Annotated in this window: 4 protein-coding genes; 1 reads left to right on the top strand and 3 read right to left on the bottom strand. The window is 70.7% G+C overall.

Features of this window, described 5'->3' with window-relative positions; translation table 11 throughout:
- The 3 genes from ACOJTC_RS09905 to ACOJTC_RS09915 all read right to left on the bottom strand — a co-directional run.
- The coding region (locus tag ACOJTC_RS09905; RefSeq protein WP_420116632.1) for a condensation domain-containing protein at positions 1–1596 on the bottom strand (1596 nt) is incomplete at its 3' end.
- Positions 1597–1650: 54 nt separating this feature from the next.
- The gene (locus tag ACOJTC_RS09910) at positions 1651–1884 is read right to left on the bottom strand and encodes an MbtH family protein (protein WP_204927302.1); all 234 of its coding nucleotides are present in this window, start codon (positions 1882–1884) and stop codon (positions 1651–1653) included.
- A 208-nt stretch (positions 1885–2092) separates the two neighbouring features.
- Positions 2093–2905 carry a helix-turn-helix domain-containing protein gene (locus tag ACOJTC_RS09915; protein ID WP_204927303.1) on the bottom strand — a complete coding sequence of 271 codons (813 nt, stop codon included), beginning with the start codon at positions 2903–2905 and terminating at the stop codon, positions 2093–2095.
- Between the two features lie 782 nt (positions 2906–3687).
- On the opposite strand from ACOJTC_RS09915, the gene ACOJTC_RS09920 reads away from it, so the two are divergent.
- Positions 3688–7782 carry an Ig-like domain-containing protein gene (locus ACOJTC_RS09920; RefSeq protein ID WP_420116633.1) on the top strand — a complete coding sequence of 1365 codons (4095 nt, stop codon included), beginning with the start codon at positions 3688–3690 and terminating at the stop codon, positions 7780–7782.
- Positions 7783–7823: the final 41 nt, after the last annotated feature.

Here is a 7823-nt window from a genome sequence, read left to right on the forward strand (position 1 = left end):
CAAACCCCGCAACAACCCCGCCACCCGATCCGACAACACCCCCAACTCCCCATACGTCAACACCACCTCCCCACACACCACCGCCACCGCACCCGGCGACACACCCACCCACCGACCCACCAACTCATGCACCAACTCGCCGTCGGGAAGGTCCACCGGGGACGGTGTGGTCCAGGACCGCACCAGCTCCCGCTCGGTGTCGTCCATCGCCGCGAGCTGCCCGATCGCCAGGTCAGGCCGGTCGAGGGCGCTGCCCAGCAGACTCGACCAGTGCCGGAAGAAGTGTTCGACCGTGGGGCGCAGGAACAGGTCCGTGCAGTACTCGATCTCGACGTCGTACCGGCCGGCGACGTCGTAGACGGTGAACGTGAGGTCCAGCTTCGCGGTGTCCGTCGGCACGAACTCGCGGCTCAGGAACGACCCGCCGACCGCGCCCGGCCCGTTCTCGTGGAACGCGAACAGCACCTGCACGAGCGGGCCGTGGCTCGGCACCCGCTGCGGCACCAGCCGGTTGACCAGGTGGTCGAACGGCACGTCCAGGTGTTCCAGGGCGGCCAGCACCGACTCCTGGGTACGCGCCACGACGGTTCCGAACGTCGGTTCGCCGCTCAGGTCGGTACGGGACACCATTGTGCCGGCGAACAACCCGACCACGTCCAGGAACCGGCTGTCCCCCCGGCCGGCGACCGGCGAACCGACGACCACGTCGGTCTGGCCGCTCTGCCGGTGCAGGAAGACCGTGAAGGCCGCCAGCAGCACCACGTACGGCGTGACCCCGTGCTGGCCGGCCAGCTCCCGCACCCGGTCGCGGAACTGCGGCGGCACCGTGAACCGCAGGGTCTCCCCGCGATAGCTGAAGTCCCGGGGCCGGTTGCGGTCCCGCCCGAGTTCGAGCAGTTCCGGCGCGCCCCGCAACTGCGCCACGCGGCTGTCGAGTTCCCGCTGCGCCTGCGGTCCGGCCAGCCACCGCTGCTGCCGGAGGCAGTGCTCGACGTAGGCCGGCACCGCCGACCCGGCGGTGTCCCCCGACCCGCCGGCGGCACCGGCCCCGACGGCGTTGCTCGATCCGGCGGCGTCGCTCTGCCGCGGGCCGTCGCCGAGGCCGGCGGCGTCGCTGAGGCCGACGGCGAGTTCGCGTTCGATGATCTCCAGGGAGAGGCCGTCGACGGCGATGTGGTGGAAGGTCAGGTGGAGCAGCCGTACCTGGCCGTCGACCGTGAAGACGGCTGCCCGGACCAGGGGCCCGACGCGCAGGTCGAACGGGGCGCGGGACACCTCCCGGATCACCTCGGCGCTGCGCGCGTCGCGCTCGGCGGCGGGGTGGTCGGTGAGGTCGTGGACCGTCAGGGGAACCTCGCGGGTGGACACCAGCCGCTGCACGGGCTCGCCGTCGACCTCGTCGAAGGCCAGGAACAACGCGTCGTGCCGGGCCAGCAGGCGCCCGACGGTGGCGACGACCGCCGGCAGCGGCACGTCGACCCGCAACCGCCATGAGACCGGGACGTGGTACGCGGCACTCGCCGGCGTCAGCCGGTCGAGGAACCACAGCCGCTGCTGCTCGCTGCTCAACGGCCAGCGCCGATTGTCCTCAGCCATACGAAACTCTCCTGACAGAAGGTGCACCTGCTGCGCCACGGCGAATGGGTGCAATTACTCGGTACGAAGGGCGGCGTCATCGGCCCGAGCCATCGCGAGAGCGAGGCTTCTCGGCCGCATGTCCTGCCAGTTCTCCTCCACGTACCGGAGTGCCCCGTCCCGATCGCCCGGCCCCCATGCCACGGTCCAGCCCGCGGGCACCTCGGCGAATTCCGGCCACAGCGAGTGCTGCGACTCCGCATTCACCAGCACCAGAAACGTGCCGTCCGCATCGTCGAAAGGATTCATGTCCGCCTCCGGTCCATAGCGATGGCCGCAGGAGTCCACAAAGCCTCCGGAAGCGGCGTGGAGAATCCTGCCCGGCGGTGCGGACGGCGGCCAGAAATTGCCACTTTCCTAAACTGACAGTTGGGGCCCGTGACCGGCGGGCACCGCAGGCGCGCCGGACCGGCCGGGGTGCAATTCACCGACGGCGGAGGGGATGCGGGAACGGCGGCTACGCGGCTTCGGCCACCGGGATCAGCGACACGATCTGCAGGTCGCTCGTGCTCGGGTCGGTGAGGGTGACCACGTCGACCAGGGTCGTGCGGTGGTCGCTGGCCAGCCGGATGCCGCGCCGCGACCGCAGGGTACGCCCGGACGGGGGGTGGGCGGCCCACAGGCAACGGGCCTCGGGACTGGTCTGAAGGCAGGCGTCGACGAGCGCGGCGATCCCGGTGTCCTGCGGGTGCAGCGCCTGGGCGATGCGCATCTGGGTGAGCAGCGGCGCCGCCCAGTCGGTGTCCCAGTTGACCAGCCGCCGCCGGGCGTCCGCGTCGGTGAACAGCCAGCGTGGATAGCTGGGATCGGTGCGCAGCCAGGGATAGTAGGACTCGCACACGTCGTTGTGCAGCACCACCCGCGCGTACCGGTCGAGCACGTAGGTCGCCCAGCGTTGCCCCTCGACGAACTGGCGCAGGGCGGTGCCGAGGACGGTCGGGGAGGCGCCGGCCGGTGCGGGTGAGGGCATCCGGCCGATCGCGAGGAGGTACAGCAGTTCCCGCTCGTGCCGGTCGAGTCGCAGCGCCCCGGCGACGGCGTCGAGGAAGGCGTCGGAGTAGTTGGCGCGTACGCCGCGTTCGAGGTTGCTGTACCAGACGACGCTCACCCCGACCAGTTCCGCGACCTCCTCCTGGGTGACGTTGGACCGGCGTCCCCGACGCCTCCGGGCGACCTGGTGGTCATCCGGCGGAAGCCGGTGCCGCCAGGCTTTGACGCAGGCGGCCAACTCGCTGTTCTGGTCCGCCGAGACCTGCCGGATGGCAACCATTTCTCCCTCGTTCTGGCGCAGCCGCCATGAATGTTTGTTTCCAGATCGGGGCCCGGCCGAATCGGGGCACCGGCCACCGTTCACACGGCTCCGCGGCGAGCCGAAAGCGGGACGGACCGCTCGGCCACAGTTGCCCGGTACCGGGGCCGGCAGATCCTGGGCAGCATTCGACCAAATGGTCGACAGCCACTCGTGACGCCGCCGGCACAATGCCGTCCAACGGCTGTCACGAATATGGATGCTACCGGCTCCGGACCTCGCCACCAATAGTCATGTTTCGATTGCATCACTGTCTGGTCACTCAGCAGGAAAAATCGCGCGGATCGCGCCGGCATATCGGACACCTGTCCGTATTGCGCCCCTTGGCCGCGTCCACGCGGCGGCGCACTAATTGCCCTTGATCACCGCGTTGGGTGGTTAGCAACCCATCCGTAATCCGTGGAGCCGTCACCCCCGGTAGTGCGAAGCCTCCGCTCACCGACAGCGACGGCACCGATTCTCCGGGGCCCGTTCCACCGATGTCCACGACCCCCATCGCGCCCACGCACCCGCCCTTGCGGGGCCCGGAAACGCACCGGGGAGAAGGCCGGGGCCCTGCGTGCCAGAGTTGCCGCGAGAGTGCCGCCGTGGGCGCATATCCCCTGGTAGGACTGTATTCGATCAGCCGGAAAACGGCTGTCGACGGAAACCTCGGAGAAACGAGGGCTGGTTAGCGTTCGCGACCGTTGAACGCTCAATCTCGCTCCGAGGAGAAACCTTTGAAGGTACGAACATCGAGGAGCATGCGCGTGCTCCTCTCGGTGATCGTCGCGGTGACGGCCCCGGTGGCCCTGGCGGGGCCGGCCACCGCGGCGTCACCCACCGCGGTCACGCCGCCCCCGGCGTCCACGACCGACCTGCCCGACCCGACGGCCCGTGGCCCCTTCGGCCACCAGGCCGTCCAGGAGGCCAAACTCGGCCTCGCCGGCATCCAGGAGCCGAACTCCTCAGGCGCCGACCCGACGGCCGGGACCGCACAGGCCCCGGAACGGATCGAGATCCGGGGCCAGCTGTACACACCTGACTTCACCCGCCGCACCACGCCGTCGCCGGTGCTCGTCCTGGTGCACGGCAACCACGGCTCGTGCGACTCCGGTCAGGACACCGCCCAGCTCACCTGCGCCCAGTTCAAACACAACGAGAACGGCTACGCCTACCTCGCGGAAAACCTCGCCACCTGGGGTTACACCACCTTCTCGCTGTCCCAGGACCAGCTGATGATGCGGCAGGACGGCAACAAGGGCAAAGGCATGCACAGCCGCCGGATGCTCATCGCCGCGACCCTGGACGCGCTCAGCGCGGCGAACCGCCCCGGCGGCCTGCCGGTCGACGCCCACACCACCATCGGCACCACGCTCGCCGGCCGCCTCGACCTGACCCGCATCGGCCTGATGGGCCACTCGCGTGGCGGTGACGCGGTGTCCAGCTTCATCGACTACAACCGCATCCGCACCGACGGCCCGCGCTACCCGCTGCGCGGGGTGATCTCGCTCGCCCCGGTGGACTACGAGCGCAAGGCCCCGTACGGGATGCCGTACCTGACGATCCTGCCGATGTGCGACGGTGACGTCTCCAACCTGCAGGGCGCGCGGTTGTTCGAGCGCAGCCAGTACGTCAACCCGGGTGACCCCTTCCCCCGCATCCAGGTGGAGCACCTCGGCGCGATCCACAACTGGTACAACACCGTCTGGTACGCCGACGGCGGCGCGGACGGTCAGGCCAACAACGACGCCGCCTGCGGCAACTCGGCACCGTTCGCGACCAACAACATCCACCCGAACAACCTGCGGCTCAGCGGCGCGGCCAGCTACACCGACCCGGACCTGAACTACAAGATCGACAACTCCGACCCGCTGAACCCGGCCGTGAACACCAAGTTCTCCGGTGACGCGGCACGGATGGGTGACCAGGAGAAGCTGGGCCTGGCGACGATGGCGGCGTTCTTCCGGCGCTACGTCGGCGGCGAGGGCGCGTTCCAGCCCTACCTGACCGGCGAGCTGGCGAACACCCCAGGTGGGCTCCAGGTCCCCGCGTCGGCCTGCCCGGCCAGCCCGTCCGGCACGGCGATTCCCTGCAACGAGCGGGTCAACACCAGCTACTTCGCCGCCCCGCAGGAGCGGGTGGACGTGATCCGGCCCGAGGTGAACAACCCGCTCACCCGTAACGCCCTCGGCGGCACCCTGACCGGCACCGGCTTCGCCGACCCGTACGCGCAGGCCGCCGGGGTCACCCCGAAACCGGCGAGCACCCCCGGCGGGTACGACTGGTGCAACCCGGAGCCGCAGGACTTCGCCCCGGCACAGCTTGGCAAGACGGGGCTGCCGACCGCCGCCAAGCCCTGCCCACTGCCGGCGGCGGGAGCGCTCGGCGGGCAGAACGGCACCCGGGAGAACAGCCCGATCAACCACTCCTACGGCCGACAGCTCACCCTCGCCTGGGAGCCGGGCTCGACCGCGTCGCTGACCGCCGCGATCCCGGCCGCGTCCGCCGACGTACGGCACCTGAAGGCACTGGCCATGAGCGCCGCCGTGAACTTCTTCGACACCCGCAACCCGGGTGCCGACAACCGGGGCGACAACACCCGGGACACCACCGTCAACGGCACCCCGACCAACCCGGTCTGGCCCAACGAGAAGCCCACGTCGTACGACCCGGCCTCGACCACCCAGCGGTTCGTCATCGCGCTGCGCGACGCCGCCGGTCACGAGGGGACCGTCGACGCCGGGGATCCCCGCTGGGGCAACGCCCTGCACATGTCGACCGGCACGAACACCCCGAACACCCACATCGTCCTGGACCAGATCCGGGTTCCGCTGGCCGAGTTCGCGGCGCAGGGCGTCGACGTCGGCGCGCTGGCGAAGCTGGAACTCCGGTTCGGGGCGGGTGACCTGCCGAAGTCCGGTTCGATCGAGCTGGCCGACGTACGCTTCCAGGAATCCGACGCCGGGGCTTCCCTGTTGTCCGACGGCGACCGGGCCGACGGCGCGGGTCACGGCCCGTCCGCCCTCGGCGGCCCCGACCCGGCGACCTACCTCGCCGGTTACGACAACACCCCGGGCACCGTCGCGCTCGTCGACCCGGTGGCCAACCCGCAGGGCAACACCACCTGGACGGTCGACGACGACCGCAAGCAATGCCCGACGGCCGACTTCACCTCCGTCCAGCGGGCCGTCGACTTCGCCTCGCCGTGGGACACCATCGTGGTGTGCGCGGGGGTCTACCGGGAGTCGTCGACGCCGGTGAACCACGCGTCCAACCCGGTGCAGACCGGTGCCCGCAACGGCCTGACCATCACCAAGCCGCTGAAGATCAAGGGGGCCGGCGCGGACAAGGTCACCATCATGCCGGACCCGTCGCTGGGGAACCTGGCCGGCGACCAGCCGTACCTGCGCGACGGCGGCGGCAACGTGATCACCGTGTCCCGGCAGTCGCTCGGCTCCACCGACACCAACGAGATGTTCCTCGACCTCTCCGGCGTGACCGTGACCTCCGGCGACGTCTGGGCCGAGGCGGGCATCGCGTTCTTCGGCGCGGCCGGCCGGGTCGCCGACAGCGTCGTCGGCCCGCTGCGGGTGGCGACCACCGACGAGGAACTCGCCGCGCACCCGCACGGCTGGGGCATCGTCAAGGCCGGCATCATCCGGGGGGCGGGCACCGGCACCGTCGAGAGCGAGGTGACAGTCACCGGCAGCGTGGTCAGCGGCTACCAGTCGGGCGGCATCCTCTTCGACGGCGCGCGGGGCCGCGACGGCACCCCCGACACCACCGTCCGCTCCGGCATCCGCCAGCACGGGTACGTGACCGACACCGTGGTCACCGGCCAGCCGAACAGCCGGTTCCCGCAGACCGGCATCGCGTACACCAGCGGGACTGACGGTTTCGTGAACACCAGCCGGATCACCGGGAACTACTTCGCGCCCGCGCCGTCGCGGTCGTACGGCATCCTGCTCACCGACGCCGGCACCGAGACGGCCGGGGCGCTCACCGGCACCCGCAACGTGCTCACCGGCAACGGGTTCGCCGTCTACAACGCCAACGCCGACAACACCGCCGTACGCGAGGGCGCCCCGTTCGCGTTGACCGGCAGCTACCTCGGCAGCGGGCAGCCGGTGTCGGGCGGGCCGGCGGTCCCGGCCACCGGCATCGAGGCGATCTCCGGCGTGGACGGCACCGGCAGCGCCACGGTCACCGTCACCAAGCGCCGGCCGACCCCGCCACCGGCGGTGCCGACCACGGTGGGTCGGGTCGCCGACGCCGCCCCCACGGCCGAGGTGGCCGACCCGGGACGCGGCGCGGTGCTCCAGGTCGGGTCGACGGTGCACCCGCTGATCCGGGGCACCGACGACTTCGCCATCGCCTCGACGAGCCTGTTCGTCAACGGCACCCTGGTCGGCACGACCACCACCGCCCCTTACCTGTTCGACTGGACACCGGCGGCGAAGGACGCCGGCAAGCAGGTCAAATTCCAGGCGATGGTCGTCGACTCGTCCGGGCAGTCGACGCTGTCCAAGCCGATCGTCGGTACGGTCGACCCGGCGACCCCGGCCCCGACCGTACGGATCGACTCGGTGCAGGCCGACCCCGTCTCGGGTACGGCGACGCTCACCGCGACGGTCAACACGGCCGGCACCCTCACCCTCAGCGGGGAGAAGGTGGCGACGGTCAGCCGGCAGGTGGCGAAGGCGAACACGGTGACGGTGACCGTGACGGTGGCGCCCGCGTACCGGCAGACCCTGGTCAAGACCGGTCGACTCGACGTGACGTTCACTGTCGGGTTCGCCAACACGGCCGGTCAGAGCCCAGGTGAGACGGTGCAGGTGACCCTGATCAAAACCTGACGCTCCGGTGCCGGGAGGACCCCGCCCGGTCCTTCCGGCCC

Source organism: Micromonospora sp., assembly GCF_048594385.1.
Lineage (GTDB): Bacteria > Actinomycetota > Actinomycetes > Mycobacteriales > Micromonosporaceae > Micromonospora > Micromonospora wenchangensis.